The 16,693-nt window shown below is 69.9% G+C and carries 13 protein-coding genes, 1 tRNA gene and 1 riboswitch; of the genes, 5 read left to right on the top strand and 9 right to left on the bottom strand.

The genetic code is table 11. The features are described from left to right. Positions 1-8: 8 nt before the first annotated feature. The 4 genes from ACYVNR_RS04680 to ACYVNR_RS04665 all read right to left on the bottom strand — a co-directional run bounded on the left by ACYVNR_RS04680 (position 9) and on the right by ACYVNR_RS04665 (position 3,739). A tRNA-Thr gene (locus ACYVNR_RS04680) sits at positions 9-81 on the bottom strand. A gap of 134 nt (positions 82-215) precedes the next feature. After that, positions 216-875, bottom strand: a complete 660-nt coding sequence (locus ACYVNR_RS04675) for a transglycosylase family protein (RefSeq protein ID WP_458798764.1) — start codon at positions 873-875, stop codon at positions 216-218. A 5-nt stretch (positions 876-880) separates the two neighbouring features. Then, positions 881-1,054, bottom strand: a riboswitch (cyclic di-AMP (ydaO/yuaA leader). Between the two features lie 267 nt (positions 1,055-1,321). Then, positions 1,322-3,145, bottom strand: a complete 1,824-nt coding sequence (locus tag ACYVNR_RS04670; RefSeq protein WP_461046894.1) for a serine/threonine-protein kinase — start codon at positions 3,143-3,145, stop codon at positions 1,322-1,324. A gap of 162 nt (positions 3,146-3,307) precedes the next feature. Further along, positions 3,308-3,739, bottom strand: a complete 432-nt coding sequence (locus ACYVNR_RS04665; protein WP_045190907.1) for a CBS domain-containing protein — start codon at positions 3,737-3,739, stop codon at positions 3,308-3,310. A gap of 206 nt (positions 3,740-3,945) precedes the next feature. On the opposite strand from ACYVNR_RS04665, the gene ACYVNR_RS04660 reads away from it, so the two are divergent. Both ACYVNR_RS04660 and otsB read left to right on the top strand, forming a co-directional pair. Then, the gene (locus ACYVNR_RS04660) at positions 3,946-5,481 is read left to right on the top strand and encodes an alpha,alpha-trehalose-phosphate synthase (UDP-forming) (protein WP_461046891.1); all 1,536 of its coding nucleotides are present in this window, start codon (positions 3,946-3,948) and stop codon (positions 5,479-5,481) included. Continuing rightward, positions 5,478-6,281, top strand: a complete 804-nt coding sequence (otsB, locus tag ACYVNR_RS04655; protein WP_461046889.1) for a trehalose-phosphatase — start codon at positions 5,478-5,480, stop codon at positions 6,279-6,281. The genes ACYVNR_RS04660 and otsB overlap by 4 nt, the downstream gene beginning before the upstream one ends. A gap of 70 nt (positions 6,282-6,351) precedes the next feature. Here the strand turns inward: otsB and ACYVNR_RS04650 are convergent, their stop codons facing one another. The 5 genes from ACYVNR_RS04650 to ACYVNR_RS04630 all read right to left on the bottom strand — a co-directional run bounded on the left by ACYVNR_RS04650 (position 6,352) and on the right by ACYVNR_RS04630 (position 13,239). Further along, positions 6,352-7,365, bottom strand: coding sequence for a LacI family DNA-binding transcriptional regulator (locus tag ACYVNR_RS04650; protein WP_458798768.1), 1,014 nt, complete (start codon positions 7,363-7,365; stop codon positions 6,352-6,354). 1 nt (position 7,366) lies between these two features. Then, the gene (locus tag ACYVNR_RS04645; RefSeq protein WP_461046887.1) at positions 7,367-9,253 is read right to left on the bottom strand and encodes a glycoside hydrolase family 13 protein; all 1,887 of its coding nucleotides are present in this window, start codon (positions 9,251-9,253) and stop codon (positions 7,367-7,369) included. Beyond that, positions 9,250-10,194: a sugar ABC transporter permease gene (locus ACYVNR_RS04640; RefSeq protein ID WP_461046885.1), complete on the bottom strand. Its 945-nt coding sequence runs from the start codon at positions 10,192-10,194 to the stop codon at positions 9,250-9,252. Before ACYVNR_RS04640 ends, ACYVNR_RS04645 begins: the two co-directional genes overlap by 4 nt. After that, entirely contained in the window at positions 10,194-11,735 is a 1,542-nt protein-coding gene (locus ACYVNR_RS04635) for an ABC transporter permease subunit (RefSeq protein WP_461046883.1), read from the bottom strand. The genes ACYVNR_RS04640 and ACYVNR_RS04635 overlap by 1 nt, the downstream gene beginning before the upstream one ends. 178 nt (positions 11,736-11,913) lie before the next feature. Next, entirely contained in the window at positions 11,914-13,239 is a 1,326-nt protein-coding gene (locus ACYVNR_RS04630; protein ID WP_461046881.1) for a sugar ABC transporter substrate-binding protein, read from the bottom strand. 305 nt (positions 13,240-13,544) lie between these two features. On the opposite strand from ACYVNR_RS04630, the gene ACYVNR_RS04625 reads away from it, so the two are divergent. The 3 genes from ACYVNR_RS04625 to ACYVNR_RS04615 all read left to right on the top strand — a co-directional run bounded on the left by ACYVNR_RS04625 (position 13,545) and on the right by ACYVNR_RS04615 (position 16,686). Next, the gene (locus ACYVNR_RS04625; RefSeq protein ID WP_045190913.1) at positions 13,545-14,648 is read left to right on the top strand and encodes an ABC transporter ATP-binding protein; all 1,104 of its coding nucleotides are present in this window, start codon (positions 13,545-13,547) and stop codon (positions 14,646-14,648) included. 137 nt (positions 14,649-14,785) lie between these two features. Further along, on the top strand, positions 14,786-15,445 hold the full coding sequence (locus tag ACYVNR_RS04620; RefSeq protein ID WP_461046879.1) for a Pr6Pr family membrane protein: 660 nt from the start codon (positions 14,786-14,788) through the stop codon (positions 15,443-15,445). Then, complete coding sequence (locus ACYVNR_RS04615; RefSeq protein ID WP_458798774.1) at positions 15,442-16,686, top strand: DUF4032 domain-containing protein; 1,245 nt, start codon at positions 15,442-15,444, stop codon at positions 16,684-16,686. The genes ACYVNR_RS04620 and ACYVNR_RS04615 overlap by 4 nt, the downstream gene beginning before the upstream one ends. Positions 16,687-16,693 lie beyond the last annotated feature (7 nt).

The raw sequence follows: 16,693 nt of genomic DNA, 5'->3' as shown, positions 1-16,693 counted from the left end.
GGTCAGAGAGCTGGCGGGGGGACTCGAACCCCCAACCACCTGTTTACAAGACAGGTGCGCTGCCAATTGCGCCACGCCAGCACGCCCGCGACACAGACGCCGCGGACGGGCGAAAGCGTAACCGAGGCGGACGGCATACGCCCAAAAAGAGGGACGGCCCCGCGCAACCCAGGGGTTGGTCGCGCGAGGCCGTCCGGCTCAGTTTTACCAGCAACTCAGGGCAGTCGCAGGACCTGCCCCACGAAGATGAGGTTCGGGTTGGAGACGCGGGAGGCGTTGGCCTTCCACAGCGCCTTCCAGCCGCCTGCGACGTGGTAGCGCGCGGCGATCTTGCCGAGGGTGTCGCCGCTGCGCACGGTGATGCGCGCACCCTTGCCGGTCGACACGGCGGGCTTGGCGTAGGACTTCTTCTTGACGACCTTCTTGACGACCGGCTTCTTCGCCGCGACCGGCTTGCGCACCGTGGAGCGCGAGACCGGTGCGGAGGTGGCGCCACCGTTGGCCCGGGTGAGACCGGCGCGCTTCGAGCACACGGGCCAGGCACCCGGGCCCTGCGACGCGAGCACGCGCCGCGCGACGGCGATCTGCTCGGCCTTGGTCGCGAGGTCGGCGCGCGGGGCGTAGGCGCGGCCACCGTAGCCGGCCCACGTGCTCTGCACGAACTGGAGGCCTCCGTAGAAGCCGTTGCCCGTGTTGATCGACCAGTTGCCGCCGGACTCGCACGCGGCGACGCGGTCCCAGACGGAGGCGGCCTTGGCCGACCCCGCGGTCGTGATGCCGCCGACGATGGTGGCGGCTCCGGCGATGCCGACTCCTGCGATGCGCTGCTTGACCGAGATCTTCTTGGCGGCAGCGTGCTTGGAAAGGTACTGCATGAGGTTGTTCCTTCCTGACGCGCGCCTGCGGGGTTAGCTGTCGGGTTAGGGCGTCAGGTGCCCCGTCGCTCGCGCGACCTCACCCCAAGGCCAGATCTCGTCCTCTTGTCATGCGCTCGAACACACATGCACTCACTGGCCACACTGGGTCCCCCGTCCTCGCCCGGCCCACGGGTGTGGGCTGCATCCCTGGCTGGCGAGGCTCGGCGCACGCAGGGAACGGTTCTCTTGATGGGTGTCCATGTGAAGTTGTGGAGCGTTCGTGTGGAGCCGGACGCCAGGAAAGCGGCACGAGGTCTTCGCATGGATCGCCCTTGTCCCGTGAGGGTGGGAGCCGCCGAGCACAGACGGTACGTGATGCCTGCAGCGCCGCACAAGGCAACCCGAGATAGTTTCGTGATCTTTTCGCGATACGAGCGAGATCTGGAAGGACGAGGTCGCTACCGTCAGCGGCCGAGCGGGTTGCTCCCGAAGGGTGCCCAGGTGAGGCTCTCACCGGCCTGCAGCGCGACGAGCGCGACGACGACGCCGGCGACGGCGAGCACCAGGGTGACCGCCTGGTTGGCGATGCCGGCGGGCACGATCCGGCGCGCCATCGAGCGCGACCCGCGACGCAGCGACGCCCCTCCGGGCCCCCACCAGAGCACGAGCAGACCGACGGCGCCGCCGACGGCCAGCGTGAGCGGCGCGCCCGGCCCGAGCTCGGTGCCCTGCGTGCCGGCGAGCAGCAACGCGACCGCGTAGATGCTGGCCAGTGCGACCGCGACGGGGAGCAGGAGACCGACGGCCGTCGCCACGGTGCCGACGACGAGGTGCCAGGGGCTCGAGACGACCGCGAAGGGTACGTCGCTGCGCCTGCGGCCGTAGTCGTAGCGGCGCAGCACGAGTGCCGTCACCGAGCGGTCGGTGGCGCGGGCGAGCGCCGAGAGCACGACGAGCGCGACGAGCGCTGCGCCCGGCCAGGCCATGAGTGCCCCCGTCCAGGCGACCGCGACGGCCGCGAGCAGCCCGCTGCGCATCGGCAGCCCGATGCGAGGGTCTCCCTCGCGCTCGACGACCTCGTCGTCGCCGTCCCACTCGTCCTCGGGCCAGTAGTCGGAGGCGCCGTGTCTCTCGTCGTAGGCCTCCGCGCCGCCCCAGTCGCCGTTGGGCTCGTCGTCCCACCTGCCTGCGTATGCCGCCTGCCCGGGTGCCGCCGCCGGCACCCCGCTCGGGGGTGGTGCCCACCGCGCAGGGTCGGCTGCGGGCTGGACGACCGTCGCGCCGACCGGTGGCATGACGGCAGTGCTGTGCCCTTCGACGACCTGGGTGTCCCCCGGCCCCGAAGGTGGGGCGCCGGCTCGGCCGGTGTCCCAGACCCCACCGCTCGGCGTCGGCACGGTCGCGGCGCGCCCGGCGGCATACAGCTCGAGGGCTGCGAGCACCTCGTCGGCGTGGGGTCGGCGCGACGGGTCGGGCGAGAGGGACGCGCGCAGCAGCGGGACCAGGCGCGGGTCGACGCCCTCGAGATCGACGTCACCCGCGCGGACGCGTGCGAGCACGGCGTCCATGCGGGCGCGGCCGAACGGCGGGCGCCCCGACGCGGCATACGTGATCGTGGCGGCCCAGCCCCACCAGTCGGTGGCGTCGGTGATCGCGGCCCCCTCGACGAGCTCGGGCGACAGGTAGCCGGGCGTGCCCATGACCAGGCCGCCCACCGTGTGGCGCACGTCGTCCTGCAGGTGGGCGATGCCGAAGTCGATGAGCACCGGCTCGCCGTCCTCGATGAGGACGTTGCCCGGCTTGATGTCGCGGTGCACGACACCGCACGCGTGGATGGACCGGACCGCCTCGGCGATGCCGCGCGCGACGCGCACCAGCTGCGCCGGTTCCATGGGCCCGTGGTCCTCCACGACCTCGTCGAGGGCGGGACCGGGCACGTAGCGGGTGACGATGTAGGGACGCGGGGCCATGACGTCGGCGTCGATGACGGTGGCGACGCGGGCGTCGCGGATGCGCGAGAGCGTCTCGACCTCGCGGGCGAGCCGCTGGCGGGCGTCGGCGTCGTGCGCGACGTGGGCCCGCAGGACCTTGATGGCGACCGCGCGACCGCGCGGGTCGAGGGCGAGGTGGACCACACCCATGCCGCCCTCGCCGATCTCCTCGATGAGGCGGTAGCGCCCGATGCGCGGGGCGGTTCCCGGGCCGCCGGGTGCGCCCACGGGCACACCGCCGGTGCGTGCGCCGGCGCGCGGGCTGGGAACCCGCTCGGTCCGGTCGTACGCAGTCATGCCCCTACGGTATGCGACCAACCCGTGCACGCCGGAACCCCGCGACAGCGTGCCGCGGTTGTCCTGGTTCGTCCGGCCTGTCGTGGCAGGCCTGCCGCCCGCTGAGGCGGCCTGCGTCAGCGTGGCATCTCGTCGGCGCGTCGGCTGGTCGGCGCCCCTGTGTCAGCTCGTGATGTAGTCGCGCAGCTGGTCGCGCTCGGACTGCAGCTCGGACAGGCGGTGCTTGACGATGTCGCCGATGCTGACGATCGCCGCGAGGCGGCCGTCGGCGTCGACGATGGGCACGTGGCGCACCCGCATCTCGGTCATCGTGCCGGCGAGGTCGGCGATGTTGTCGCTCGCCTGGCCCGTGGTCACGTCGCTCGTCATGATCTGCGAGACGGGTGCGTCGAGGATGCTCGGGCCGGTGCCGTGCAGGTGACGCACGATGTCGCGCTCGCTCACGATGCCGTCGACAGCCCCACCATCGGTGCTCACGACCACGGCGCCGATACCGTGCTCGTCGAGCAGGGCGAGCAGGGTCGCCACGGTCTCGTCGGGCTTGATGGTGATGACCTCGCTGCCCTTGTTGCGCAGCACGTCGGAAATCTTCACGGCGACTCCTTCACCTCGGCGCGTTGCCCTCGGCGGTCGTGCGACGACCGCCAGAGATGCCCTGACTTGACCCTAGAGCGGGACCGCATCGGGCGCCACCGTTCCGTCGTTAGAGTGAGACCGAATCGCCGTGCCCTCGTCGTCCGGACTGCCCCGGGAGGGTACGCACCGAGTTGAGTCCCCCTCGAACCGCAGGAGCTGATTGGGTGCCGTCCGAAAGTCCGACCTTCGATCTCGTCATCGCGGCGAACCGGCTTCCTGTCGACAAGGTCGTCACTGACGCCGGGGAGGTTGAATGGCGCCGCAGCCCCGGCGGCCTCGTGACCGCGATGGAGTCCGTCATGCGCAGCCAGCCCGGCGCCTGGGTCGGTTGGGCCGGCGACGCCGGCGAGGCTCCCGAGCCGTTCGACGAGGACGGCATCCACCTGCACCCCGTCGCGCTGTCGGCCGAGGAGGTGCGCGACTACTACGAGGGCTTCTCCAACGACACCCTGTGGCCGATCTACCACGACGTGATCGTGCCGGCGACGTTCCACCGCGAGTGGTGGGCCGCCTACCGCGCCGTCAACGAGCGGTTCGCGCATGCCATCGCCGAGGTGGCAGCCGAGGGCGCCCGCGTCTGGGTGCAGGACTACCAGCTGCAGCTCGTTCCGGCGCTCGTGCGCAAGCTGCGCCCCGACGTGCGCATCGGCTGGTTCAACCACATCCCGTTCCCGCCCGTCGAGCTCTTCGCGCAGCTGCCCTGGCGCACCCAGCTGCTCGAGGGGCTGCTGGGCGCCGACTTCCTCGGCTTCCAGCGCCAGGCGGACGCCCGCAACTTCGTGCGCGCCTGCCGCCAGCTCCTCGGCGCACCGACCAAGCGTGACCTCGTCACCGTGGAGGGCCAGCACCGTCGCGTCCGCGCCGCAGCGATCCCGATCTCTGTCGACTTCCGGGGGCTCGAGGAGCTCGCCAAGCGGCCCGACGTCATGGCCCGGGCCCGAGAGATCCGCGAGAGCCTCGGCAACCCCGACGTGCTGATGCTCGGGGTCGACCGCCTCGACTACACCAAGGGGATCCGGCACCGGCTCAAGGCCTACGAGGAGCTGCTCTCGGAGCGCCGTCTGGGGCCCCCCGACGTCACCCTCGTGCAGGTCGCGACCCCGAGCCGTGAGCGCGTCGAGGCCTACCGGCAGCTGCGCAACGAGATCGAGCAGACGGTCGGGCGCATCAACGGCGAGCTCGGCCAGATCGGCGCCCCGGCGGTGCACTACCTGCACCACTCCTACCCCCGCGAGGAGATGGCAGCCCTCTTCCAGGCGGCCGACGTCATGCTCGTCACGCCCCTGCGCGACGGCATGAACCTCGTGGCCAAGGAGTACGTCACCTGCCGACACGACCTCGGCGGGGCCCTCGTGCTCTCGGAGTTCACCGGTGCCTGGCACGAGCTGCACCAGGCCTTCGCCTGCAACCCCCACGACATCGAGGGCCTCAAGCAGACGATCCTCCGCGCGATCAACACGCCCGCCAAGGACAAGCAGCGCATCATGAAGGCGCTGCGCCGGAGGGTCGCCGACCACGACGTGCAGCGCTGGGCGGCCCGATACCTCGCCGCGCTCGACGCGGCTCCCGACCAGCCCACCCCCGAACCACGCGGCCGCTCCACCGCGCACACCGAGACGCCGCCTCTCATGCCCTCCCCGAACGAGCAGACCCGCGCTGCAAGGCAGTCCGGTTCGTCGCAGACCGGGTGGCGCTCATGAGCGCCGAGGTGCCGAGCAGCGAGGTGCTCGAGCGCGCGGCCGGCGCGTCGACGCTGCTCGTGGCCACCGACTTCGACGGCGTGCTCGCGCCCTTCGAGGCGGAGCCGATGGACGCCGCCCCGCTGCCGGGCACCATGGACACGCTGCGCGCCTTGGCAGCCCTCCCCCACGTCCACGTCGCGGTCGTGTCCGGCCGCGACCTCGAGACCCTGCGCACCCTGACCGGACTCGCACCCGACGAGGAGATCGTGCTCATCGGCAGCCACGGCGCGGAGTCGTCCAGCGAGGCGGTGCGTGGGGCGATGGAGGCCGCCGCCGTCACGCCCGACGACGAGGTGACGCTCGCCGAGCTCCGTTCCGACATCGAGGCGCTCGTCAAGGAGTCGCACCCCGAGGCCGGCATCGAGTACAAGTCGGCGGCCGTCGTCGTCCACGTCCGCGGGCTGCCGCGCGAGGTCGGCGACGCGGCCATCGCCGACGCGCGCCGGGTCGCGCTCGACCACTCGGGCGTCAAGGTGCTCAAGGGCAAGTCGGTGCTCGAGCTGTCGGTCTCGCACGCCGACAAGGGATCTGCCGTGACCGCTCTCGGACGTCATGTCGGCGCCACGGCCCGGGTCTATCTCGGCGACGACGTCACCGACGAGGACGCCTTCATGCGCATGACCCGTCCCGAGGACGTGACCGTCAAGGTCGGCACCGGCTCGACCGCGGCTCGCTACCGCGTCGCCGACGAGGCCGCCGCCGCCGACCTGCTCACCGAGCTCTGCCGCCTGGCCTCAGCCACTCACGTCGCCGGCTGACGGTCGGCTCAGGGACCGCGCGGGGCCTTCGTGGGCCTGGGCGTATGCCGGCCGGGTCAGGTGCGTGCGCTCAGTGGCGCCGGACTGCGCCGGTCGAACCGCGCACGACCAGCTCGGGGCGGAAGACGTACTCCGCTCTCGGGGAGGGCTGCCCGGCGATCTCGTCGAGCAGGGCACGCACCGTGGCGGCGCTCATCGCGTTGACGCTCTGGCGCACCGTCGTCAGCGGCGGGTCGGTGAAGGCGATCAGGGTGGAGTCGTCGTAGCCGACGACCGAGAAGTCGCGCGGCACGTTGAGCCCACGCTTGCGCGCCTCGCGGATCGCTCCGAGCGCCATGAGGTCCGAGCCGCAGACCACAGCCGTCGCGCCCCGGTCGAGCAGCCGACCGGCAGCGGAGGCACCGCCCTCGACGCTGAAGAGCGAGCGCTCGATGAGGTCGTCGACGTCCGAGCGCCCGGTGAGCTCCTGCATCGAGTGCCGGAACCCGGTGATCTTGCGGATGACCGGCACGTAGCGGTCGGGCCCGACGGCCAGGCCGATCTCACGGTGTCCGAGGCTGACGAGGTGCTCCAGCGCGAGACCCATCGAGGCGACGTCGTCGTTGCTGATGAACGGCGCGTCCACGCCCTCGATGAAGCCGTTGACGAGCACGAGCGGCAGGTTGCGGTCTCGCAGCGCGATGTAGCGGTCGGGGTCGGTCGTCGTGTCGGCGTGCAGTCCGGAGATGAAGATGATGCCGGCGACGCCGCGCTCGAGCAGCATCTGCACGTAATCGTCCTCGTGCACGCCGCCCGCGACCTGGGTGCACAGCACCGGCGTGTAGCCGTTCTGCGCGAGCGAGTTCTCGATGATCTGCGCGAACGCCGGGAAGATCGGGTTCGTCAGCTCGGGGACGATGAGCCCCACGAGCCCGGCGCTCTTGCGCCGCAAGCGACTCGGCCGGTCGTAGCCCAGCACGTCGAGCGCCGTCAGCACCGCCTGCCGGGTCGACTCTGCGACCCCCGGCTTGCCGTTGAGCACGCGCGACACGGTGGCCTCTGACACGCTCGCCTGGTCGGCGATGTCCCGCAGTCGTGCCTTCACGTCACCTTCCCCTTCGGCGCGCATGACGCGGCCCGTCGTCCGCGGGTCTCCACGTCCAGATGCTGACGCCCGGACCCGTGGCGCTCAGTGTGACAGCACGCTTCCCGATCTTCGGCCGGGGTCCGTATTCCGATGTGCCCGACCCGATTCCGGCGAGGTGTCGCGCGTCCAGGACGACGGGTTCGTGAGCGGCGCGGGCGACGTGGACGAGCGCGACCTCGTCGAGGGTCTCGCGCAGGTAGACCATGGCGTCACCGTCGGCGTGCACCCAGCGCAGACCACCGCGACGGAGCGCGACCGAGCGCTGGCGAGCCGCGATGAGCCCACGGTAGACCTCGAGCGTCTTTGCGTCCCAGTCCTTCTCGTCCCACGGCATGGGCCGCCGACCGTCCTCGCCGAAGGTGCCCTCCATGCCGATCTCGTCGCCGTAGGTGAGCATCGGCATCGACGGGAAGGTGAAGAGCAGGCCAGCTGCGGCCTCGACGGAGTCCGGGCCCACGAGGGTGCGGATGCGGGGCACGTCGTGCGAGCCGACGAGGTTGAAGGAGTGCACCAGCGACTGCCAGGCGATGCGCGAGGTGAAGTCGCGCATCGTCTCGACGACCGAACCGGCGTCGAGCAGGGGCAACGGAACGGGTGCCCCGAGGAAGCGGGGGTCCTTCGGCTCCTGCCGCAGCCACGTCCAGGCCGGCTTGCAGAACCCGGCATAGTTCATGACACCGTGCCAGCCGTCGCCGGGCATGTCGACGGTGTAGTCGTGGAAGTGCTCGCCGACGAGGAGCGCGTCGGGGGCCACGCGACCCATGACGTCGCGCATCTGCCGGGCGACGTCGTGGTTGACGTCGGTGTCGCGCCAGCGGCCGGTCATGTTGGCGACGTCGACGCGCCACCCGTCGAGGCCACCGGAGCGACCGAGCCACTTGCGCACGACGCCCTGCGGGTCCTCGAAGATGCGGCGTCGCAGCGCGGCGTTGAGGTGGTTGAGCTTCGGCAGGGAGGGCACGCCGAGCCAGGCGACGTAGTCTCCGTCTTCCCAGATGTAGTAGTCACGCTCGGGCTTGCTCTTTCCGCCCGGCCCGGCCGCTGCGAGGAACCACTCGTGGGCGTTGCCCGTGTGGTTCGTCGTGAAGTCGCCCATGACCTTCATGCCGCGCTCGTGCGCCGCCTTGGTGAGCCGGCGCAGGGCCGGTGCGCCGCCGAGCAGCGGGTCGATCTGCTCGAACGACGAGGCGTCGTACCGGTGGTTGGAGCGCGCCGGGAAGAACGGCGTCATGTAGACGACGTCGACGCCGAGCGACTCGAGATGGTCGAGGTGCTCGGTGATGCCGTCGAGGTCGCCGCCGTAGAGCTGGTGCGCGACTCCCTTCGAGCTGATGTCGACCGGGTCGGACCACTCGGCCGGGATCGCCCAGTCGGGCGTCTCGTGCCGGTCGGCACCCTTCGAGCGCGCGAAGCGGTCGGGGAAGATCTGGTAGACGACCGACCCCAGCGCCCACTCCGGCGGCGGCGAGTCGTGCGCGACGAGCCGGAAGTCTCCGGCGTCGGGCACGTCGCGCCGGTGCACGCCCGCCCCGTTGAGCCACGCGTACTTCGTCGGGCCACCGGTGAGCAGGAAGCGGTAGTTCGTGACGGGGTTGTGGCACGTCAGGCTCGCGCGCCACCAGTCGTCGCTCGCCGTGGTGCGCACCCTCTTGGCAACGGTGAACGTCGCCTCGCCGTCGGGTGCCGTGCGCACGTGGACGGCATCGACCTCGGCCTCGAGGGGCACGCGTACCAGGACGTCGACGCGGTCACCCAGTCGCGGGGCGAGGTTCGAGACGTACCGCCCCGACCCGTCGTGGTGCGGCTGGCTCAGCCACGTGTCGCGGCGGGTCGGGGCAGGGCTCACTTGACGGATCCGGTGGTGAGACCGCCGACGAGCTGCTTCTGGAAGGCCAGGTAGAGCAGCATGACGGGGATCGAGCCGAGCAGGGCACCCGCCGCGAACGGACCGAACAGCTCGTTGGCGTTGTTGCCGAGCGTCATGCCGTAGAGGCCGACACCGAGCGTCTGGGTGTCCACGTCGGTGAGGAAGACGCTGGCGAGCATGAACTCGCCGTAGAGGCCCACGAAGACGAGCATGAAGACCGTGACGAGGATCGGCATGACCAGGCGCAGCGTCATCGTGAAGAAGATGCGCACGTGGCTGGCACCGTCGACGATGGCCGCCTCGTCGAGCTCGCGGGGCACCGTGTCGAAGTAGCCCTTGAGCAGCCAGACGTTGGCGCCCAGCGCTCCGCCGAGGTAGGCGAGGATGAGGCCCGTCAGGGTGTTGAGGCCGAAGGACGGCAGGGCGTCACTGATGCCGGCGAAGATGATGTACATCGCGACGATGGCGAGCAGCGCCGGGAAGAACGTCGTCAGCAGCAGGAACATCATGCCGCCGCGCCGGCCCTTGAACCGCAGGCGCGAGAAGGCGAAGGCCGCGCAGGCGCCGATGAAGACGGCGCCGATCGCCCCGACGAACGAGATGATCATCGAGTTCTTGTACCAGGACCAGAACGGGCGCGAGGTGTCGCTGAAGAGCGTGTCGAAGTTCGCTGTGGAGAAGCCCGACGGCCACAGGCTCGCGGTGTTGAGCGTGCCGCTCGGGTTCGTCGCGGCCGACCAGATGAAGAGGATCGGGAAGAGCGCCCAGGCCAGGGCCACCAGGCCAAGGGCGTGTCGCCACCACACCCGGCCGCCGAGGCCTGAACGCTTGGGCGACGCGGGGGTGCTGCCACCGGTCTCGGACCCAACGCGGGTGTCGAGCCGTGGGTCGGTGGGGACGGGGGCGTTGACGGTGGACATCAGTTGACCTCCTCGAGGGCCTTGGTGCGCCGGAAGCCCGGGATGCTCATGAGCGCCACGAGCAGGAAGATCACGACCGAGACCGCGGCGGCGAAGCCGTAGTTGGGAGCGGTGCCCGAGAAGGCCAGGCGGTACGCGTACGTGATGAGCAGGTCGCTCGACCCGATCGAGGTGTCGACGCCGCTGAACGGGCCACCCTTGGTCAGCAGGTAGATGAGACCGAAGTTGTTGAAGTTGAAGGCGAACGACGCGAGCAGCAGCGGCCCCACAGCCACGAGCAGCAGCGGCATGATGATCGAGCGAAGGGTGCGGAAGGCGTTGGCGCCGTCGATGGTCGCCGCCTCGCGCACGTCCTGCGGGATCGACTGCAGCGCACCGGTGCACACGATGAACATGTAGGGGAAGCCCAGCCAGAGGTTCGTGATGAGGATCGCGGCCTTGGCGCCGAGGTCGGTGCCGAGCCAGTCGATCGAGAGCCCGAGGGTCTGGTTGATGATGCCGTAGTCCTGGTTGAACATGCCCTTCCACACCAGCGCAGTGACGAAGCCGGGCAGCGCGTACGGGAGGATCAGCAGCGAACGGTAGATGGCCTTGCCGCGCAGCCTCGGGTCGTTGAAGAGCAGCGCGATGAGCATGCCGAGCAGGAAGGTCGAGAGCACCGACACGACGGCGAAGACGACGTTCCAGATGAAGATCTTGATGAAGCCGCTGCGGATCGTGTCGTCGGTGAGGATGCGCGTGTAGTTGGAGAGCCCGATGCCCTCCTTCCAGCCCTGGGGGAAGGACTGCGAGGCGTCGGCGGTGTTGACCCACCGGGCGTCGCGCGGCTCGTAGACGGTCGGCGGCTGAGTGGAGGTGTCCGTGAGGCGATCGGCCTTGGCGTCGTAGCTGACGCTGGACTTGCCCTCGAAGGCCTCGGACAGTCCGACCGGCTTCACACCCCCACCGTCGGTGGTGGGGACGGCCAGGGACTGGAGGTCCTTGCGGGCGTTGACCTGTCGCGCATTGAGGATGGTGTAGCCGGGCGCCTTGGTGATCTTGCCGACCGGCGTCTTCTCGACGCCCGCGGCGTCGAGCGACTTCAGGCCGGTCTTGTCACCCACGAACGTCGAGCCGTCGGGCTTGGTCAGCAGCAGGACGAGGTCGCCCGTGGTGACGCTGTCGCCCTCCTTGGTCGCGACCGACATCTTGTAGCGCGGGGTGTTGGGCACCTCGCGCACCGACTGGGCGATGATGTCGGAGATCGACTGCTCTTTGGTGTTGAGGTGTCCGTCGCCGTAGTTCGTCAGCGAGAGGTTCGCGGTGTAGAGCACCGGAAAGAGCTGGAAGAGGGCCATGAAGATGAGGCCCGGCACGAGGTACTTCAGGGGGACGGCGCGTCGTGTCGCGTAGACGGCGAGGATCCCCATCCCCACCAGGCCGGCGATGACGACGGCCGTCACGTTGCCTGCCGCGGCCAGCTTGGCGGCGATCCACAGGATGCCGGCCAGCGTCGCGATGATGAGGACCCACTTGATCGCGAGCGCGATGGGCTTGGTCATGTGACACGTCCTTTTGCGCCGAGCCGGCGCCGTTGCCGTAGGTGCACGGAGGGGGTGGGGTCTCTCGTGCTCAGCGTCTCGAGAGGCCCCGGGGTGCGGCCGGGACCGAACGGGCCTGGCCGGGACCCGGGGCCCGCCGCATGGGCGGACCCCGGGATCCCTTTCAGATCAAGGGAGCTCAGCCCTTGGCGATGTTGGCCGCGATCTCCTTGGCCGCAGCGTCGAGACGCTCCTTGGCGCCGGCCTTGCCGGAGATGATGTCAGCGGTCGCCTGGCCGAAGGGGCCCCAGACCGAGTTCATCGCCGGGATGTTCGGCATCGGCTTGCCGTCGACACCAGCCTCGTACCAGGCCTTGACGTCGGGGTCGGTCGCGGCGACCTCGTCGTAGGCCTCCTTGAGAGCCGGCGGACGCTTGCCGACCTCGAAGAGCGCGAGCTGGACGTCCTTGCGCGGGATGTAGTTCGTGACGAACTCCTGCGCGAGGGTCGCGTTCTTGGCCTTGCTCGAGACGTAGAACATCTGCACGCCGAGGAACGGCTTCATGGCGCCGCCGCCGGAGAGGCTGGGCAGCGGGGCGATGCCGTAGTTGATGCCGGCCGCCTTGGCCTTGGCGACGCTCCACGGGCCGCTGATCATGAACGGCGCGGCCTTGGAGTCGAAGATCGCGTCCTGGTTCGTGTCGTCGACGTTGGTCGAGAGGACCTTCTGCTTGCCGAGCTCGGCGAGGACGTCGCCGCCCTTGACGGAGCCGGCGCTGTTGACGATCAGCTTGTTCGGGTCGTAGTCGCCGTTGGGCTTGGTGGCGAAGATGCCGCCGTCGGGGAACGCCGCGAGGTACGGGTAGGCGAAGTAGGCGTTGCCGACCTTGGAGACGAACTGCGACATGACCTGCTTGGCCTTGCCCTCCTTGACCAGCTTCTGGCCCACGGAGACGAGCTCGTCCATGGTCTTCGGCGGGTTGGGGACGAGGTCCTTGTTGTACATGAGGCCGATGTTCTCGACGGCGTAGGGCACGCCGTAGCTCTGGCCGTTGAACTTGGTCGCGGCGACGGCGCTCGGCAGGAACTTCGCGGCGACGTCGGCGCTCAGGTTGACGGGGGCGACGGTCGAGTTCTGGACGAGCTCGCCCAGCCAGTCGTGCGCACCGACGATGACGTCGGGGCCCTTGCCGACCTTCGTCGCGTCCTTGAACTGGGCGCGGGTGTCGGTGGAGATCTGGACCTTGACGGTGATGCCGTTCTCGGCGGCGAACTGGTCGGCGTACTTCTGCACGGCCTTCGAGCGGTCGGCGTCGGTCCAGATGACGAGGTCGACGTTCGCGTCGCGGACAGGAGCGGCGGTGCCGCTCGGCGTCTCCGGGGTGCCGGTCGTGGTGGCGGCGGCCTTGCTCGTGCCGGCGCCGCCGGTGTTGGACGGGGTGGTGGGGCTGGACCCACCGCAGGCGCTGAGGGCCAGGGCGGCAACACCCGTGACGGCAGCAGCGCCGAGCGCACGCTTGTGCATGGATTCTCCTTTGAAGCCAGGTGGCACACGCCGCCACCGGTTTGTGCCACGGACCTTAGCAAGAACTTGCAGGACGTCGGAACCTCCTTGCAGCAAGTTTTTGCAACGTTCTGGACACAGCCGTTGGACAGGCGAAGAAGGTCGTCGCGGGTCAGCCGCACGGGGGACCTCGACTGCCAGACGGACCGGGGGTGGCCAAGCCGCCACGCTTGGGACATGATGACGATGCCTGCTCACTCGGGCAGGCGCACCTTTACAACGGATCGTCCGGCACGTTCCTGCCGGTGAAGGAAGGCAATGAAGCCATGGCAACTGTGACGTTCGACAACGCGACGAGGCAGTACCCCGGGAACCCGGTTCCCTCCGTCGACAAGCTCAACATCGACATCGCGGACGGGGAGTTCCTCGTCCTGGTCGGTCCCTCCGGGTGTGGCAAGTCCACCTCCCTGCGCATGCTCGCCGGCCTCGAGGAGGTCAACGGCGGACGCATCCTCATCGGCGACCGCGACGTGACGAACCTGTCCCCCAAGGACCGCGACGTGGCGATGGTGTTCCAGAACTACGCGCTCTACCCGCACATGTCCGTCGCCGACAACATGGGCTTCGCGCTCAAGATCGCCGGCGTCGACAAGTCCGAGATCCGCAAGCGCGTCGAGGAGGCAGCCAAGATCCTCGATCTCACCCCCTACCTCGACCGCAAGCCGAAGGCGCTCTCCGGTGGCCAGCGCCAGCGCGTCGCCATGGGCCGCGCGATCGTCCGCTCGCCCCAGGTGTTCCTCATGGACGAGCCGCTGTCCAACCTCGACGCCAAGCTCCGCGTCCAGACGCGCACGCAGATCGCCTCGCTCCAGCGCCGCCTCGGCGTCACGACGGTCTACGTCACGCACGACCAGGTCGAGGCCATGACGATGGGTGACCGCGTCGCGGTGCTCAAGGACGGCATCCTCCAGCAGTGCGACAGCCCGCGCCGCATGTACGACCACCCGGCCAACGTCTTCGTCGCCGGCTTCATCGGCTCGCCGGCCATGAACCTCATGAACGTGCCCGTCACCGACGGCGGCGTCGACCTGCACGGCCACACCGTGCCGATCTCCCGGGAGGACCTCGGCGGGGTGGGCAAGGACGTGACGCTCGGCGTCCGTCCCGAGGACCTCGAGCTGTCCTCCGACCAGTCGGGCATCCCCGTCACGGTCGACGTGGTCGAGGAGCTCGGCGCCGACGCCTACATCTACGGCTCGACCGAGCAGAAGCTGCTCGAGGCCACCGGTGAGAACGCCGGCGCCGTGCCGTTCATCGCGCGCGTCGACGGTCGGCGCCCCCCGGAGAAGGGCGAGAAGATCTACCTCAAGCCCAAGACCGGTCACGTCCACGTCTTCAACTCGGAGTCGGGTCTGCGCGTCGGCGACTGACCCGAGGCGCCTCTGGCGCAAGCAGATCGCGTATGCCGCCGGGCCGGCACCCCTCGTGGGTGCCGGCCCGGCGTCGTTGTCTCGCAACGCTGGACAGGGCTCCGCCACAGCGCCCGCCGAGGCTCTAGGCTCCGCGTGTGACGACATCGCGGATCGGACGCGCCTGGCACACCCTGACGCTGCTCGTGGCAGCCATCGCCCTCGTCCTCCAGCTCTACCTCGTCGTCACCGGCGAGAACATCCTCGACTCGAGCGCGGTGACGACCGCCCTCCCCGAGCAGGTGCGCCGCTACTTCAGCTACTTCACCATCCAGTCCAACATCCTCGTCGCCGTGTCGATGTTCCTCATCGTCCGGGACCGCCTGGACACCCAGGGCGCCCGCGTCGTGCGGCTCGCCTCGCTCATCGGCATCACCGTCACAGGCATCGTCGCGGCCGTCGCGCTGCCGCCGTCGCCGACCTACACGACGGCCAACCTCGTCTGCGACCGTCTGCTCCACATCGTCGTGCCGTCGCTGACCTTCGTCGGATGGGTCGCGTTCGGGCCGCGCGGGCACGTCACGCGCGCCGACGTCCTGCCCTCCCTCATCTGGCCGGTGCTGTGGCTCGCGGCGACGCTCTCGCTCGGCCCCCTGGTCGACTGGTACCCCTACCCGTTCCTCAACGTGGGCACGATCGGCCTCGGCCGCACCCTCGTCAACTGCGCCCTCGTCGCCGTTCTCTTCCTCGCCCTCGGGACCCTTGCGCTGTGGGCAGATCGACGGCTGTCGCGCGACCGTGCCACGATGACCGTGTGACCCTCGAGATCACCACCGCGCGACCCGAGTCCGCCCTGCTCGACCTGCCCTGGTCGACCCCGCTCGAGGAGTGGCCCGAGAGCTACCTGGCGGCCCTCCCCCGCGGCATCTCCCGCCACGTCGTGCGCTTCGTCAAGCTCGGGCCACGGGTGCTGGCCGTCAAGGAGATCAAGGACGACATCGCGGACCGCGAGTACGCCATGCTGCGCAACCTGCGCCGGCTCGACGTGCCCAGCGTGGAGCCGTTCGGCGTCGTGCACGGCCGCACGACCGCCGACGGCGAGCCGCTCGACGCGTGTCTCATCACGCGCCACCTGCAGTTCTCCCTGCCCTACCGCGCGCTCTACAGCCAGAACCTCCGACCCGACACGGCGGTGCGCCTCATGGACGCCCTCGCCCTGCTGCTCGTGCGCCTGCACCTCGAAGGGTTCTGGTGGGGCGACGTGTCGCTCTCGAACACGCTGTTCCGGCGCGACGCCGGATCGTTCGCGGCCTACCTCGTCGACGCCGAGACGGGCGAGCTGCACGCGAGGCTCTCCGACGGCCAGCGCGAGCACGACCTCGACATCGCCCAGGTCAACATCGCCGGCGAGCTCATGGACCTCGACGCGGGCGGCTTCCTCGAGGAGGCTGCCGACCCGTTCGAGGTGGCCGCCTCGATCATCGAGCGCTACCACACCCTCTGGGACGCCCTCACCGGCACCGAACGCTTCGAGGTGGGCGACCGCTGGCGTGTCGACGAGCGCATCCGCCGCCTCAACGAGCTCGGCTTCGACGTCGACGAGCTCTCGATCACCACCGACATCGGCGGCACCGAGATCGTCATCACGCCCAAGGTCGTCGACGCGGGCCACCACTCGCGCCGCCTGCTGCGCCTCACGGGCCTCGACGTCGGCGAGAACCAGGCACGCCGACTCCTCAACGACCTCGACGCGTACGCCGCCGCGACCGACCGCCAGGGAGAGGACGAGGAGATCGTCGCCCACGACTGGCTGTCGCGCTGTTACGAGCCGGTGGTGCGGGCGGTCCCCCGTGACCTCAAGACCCGCCTCGAGCCGGCCGAGATCTTCCACGAGGTGCTCGAGCACCGCTGGTACATGAGCGAGAGGGCCGGTCACGACACCCCGATCGAGGACGCCCTGCAGGACTACCTCGCGACGGTGCTGCCCGCCAAGCCGGAGGAGAAGGCGGTGCTCGGCGTCGACACCGAGGAGATGCCGGTCATCAGCAGGTTCGACTGACCCGCCC

It is taken from the genome of Terrabacter koreensis, assembly GCF_054783315.1.
The sequence above is the reverse complement of the archived record's forward strand: the minus strand, read 5'-3'. Positions and strand labels throughout refer to the sequence as shown.